Source organism: Rhodonellum psychrophilum GCM71 = DSM 17998 (genome assembly GCF_000381545.1).
Taxonomy (GTDB): domain Bacteria; phylum Bacteroidota; class Bacteroidia; order Cytophagales; family Cyclobacteriaceae; genus Rhodonellum; species Rhodonellum psychrophilum.
The window spans coordinates 1-1,983 of sequence record NZ_KB906718.1; the positions used below are offsets into that span (position 1 = coordinate 1).

At 37.0% G+C, this 1,983-nt stretch carries 2 protein-coding genes; both read left to right on the forward strand.

Translation table 11 applies throughout. The annotated features are described in order from the left end of the window. The coding region (locus F824_RS27895) for a hypothetical protein (protein ID WP_211218926.1) at nucleotides 1-180 on the forward strand (180 nt) is incomplete at its 5' end. 590 nt (nucleotides 181-770) lie between these two features. Next, nucleotides 771-1,157 (forward strand): IS66 family transposase, encoded by a 387-nt coding sequence (locus tag F824_RS26590; protein WP_022582413.1) that lies wholly within the window; start codon nucleotides 771-773, stop codon nucleotides 1,155-1,157. The last annotated feature ends 826 nt before the right edge of the window (nucleotides 1,158-1,983 follow it).

A 1,983-nucleotide genomic window follows, 5' to 3' on the forward strand; every position in this document is an offset into this window, starting at 1 on the left:
TATTTCTTCCCTTTTTTTTTCTGTACAGGAAAACAAGCCCAAGATAAATACACTGATAAAAGTAAATTTCATATTATTCATGTCTATTTTAATTTAAATAACAGGGGTGCTGTCAGAACACCTTCCCAACAGCACCCACTGAAAATCAAGGCATCATTGCTCTACCACTACCTCAGGTAAGCAATTATAAATGCCACTTTGTTCACAAAAATAGTCTCCGCTCCATATTCCACCAGAAGATTGAGCTTGGGCGATAGGCGCTAATGTGAAAATAGCCAAAAATGTTACTGTCAAAACAGATAACGAGGTTACTAAAATTCTCTTTTTCATAATTTTATTCATTATTAAACGAAACCTCTATTGCACTCGCCAGGCGGGTCCATATCCTCAAAAACTCTAAACTACCGGTCGCCTTAAATTTTCGTTGGTAAGCTACCCCCTTTTTTTACATATTCAATAAAAACCTTAACTATATTTTAAAGCAATCAACTCCTTGCTTTTTCCTGAAAAAAAAATGCAAAGTCAAGGCAAAAAGTAGCCGATGAGTACGGCATATCCACCAAAAAATTGGCAAGATGCTTGAAAAAAGAGGGTTTGAATATATCCAGCGGGTTGCTTACACCTAAGGAACAAGCATTGATTTATGCTTCCTTTGGCAATCCTAGGCAGAAGGTTTAAAATGGAATTATACTCTGTTTACCCCTTCATAACGATTTCTCCTTGGTGAACATGTAAAATAAAACCATATCAAATCACTCCTGCTCGAGGCAATGACATTGAAGAAAACATTGGACAAAGAGCAGACCCGGGAACAGCTCAAAGCAATATCCGATTTGGAACAAAAACCGGATAGAATACTGGAGATATCCCTAGACCAAAGCCACAGGGAATCTGTATCCATGCAGAAAATACTGTTCAAATACAGACAATCAATCCTGATTTTTTTATACCACCATAAAGTGCCACCCGACAACAACGCATCGGAAAGAGCCATCAGAAATATAAAAGTCAAACAGAAAATATCCGGACAGTTCAAATCGGAAAAAGGTGCCGATGACTTCTGCGTCATCAGGTCTGTCTTGGACACCCTTATCAAACGCACGCAAAACATCTTGGGAAACCTGACTCTGATTGCTAAATCACAACCAGCTGAGTAGTTACAATAATTCTTGTAGGGGCCTATTTTTGAGGTTTTCCAAAAAGTAAACCTCTCAAGTAAATAAGCGAACAAAGTGTGTTCAAATTTTATTTGTTTTCTTAGATGATTTTGAGCCAACTTTTCTCTGGATTCTCAAGAGAATTATACATATTAATCTAGTTCATTAGCTGTTGCCTGATGATAGACACCAGGTTTGAAAAGGCCCAATTTCTCTTCCCCTTGCTTTTGAACAATACGATAAGCAGGTTCGCCAACATTACAATCCAGATTTGAGAATCAATGACATTTTCATTGTCGCCAAGGAAGTATTTGAGCGGAAAATTCTGTTTTAGCTGTTTGAACGCGTTCAATCTGCCATCTTTTTTATAAATCAGAGCTGAATTTTCATCAGGAAATTCAAAATTATTGATCACACATTCGAATAACCTTTCGTTGAGGGTGCAAAAATGTAATCTAGCCAATTAACAAAGGATTGCGGTAGTACCGAAAGCACTTGCGCAATCTGTTTAGCGATTGACTTATGAAGTGGAACTGGTTTAAGAAACAGAAGGCACCATCGCCATGATTTGGGATCAGATAAAAGTCAAAATCCTGATCACAGTGAAATAAAATAAACGTGAAGGTCTGAGGGAAATTAGCCTATTGATTGATCGCTGGATTAAAATGCGAACCTAAACAATCAAGGTTTTTTCTCTTTGTCAAAACCAAAAAAACATGCCTGAGCTGTCGGGAGGCCACTGAAAAAGTCCTTTGATAAAATGTTAGTAAAAAAGGTGTAGGAAAATTACTTTTCTACACCTTTTTTTTGTATATTTTAATATACA

Excerpts from the sequence above, each read along its gene's own strand:
- F824_RS26590 (WP_022582413.1), top strand. The coding sequence starts at position 771 with ATGACATTGAAGAAAACATTGGACAAAGAGCAGACCCGGGAACAGCTC.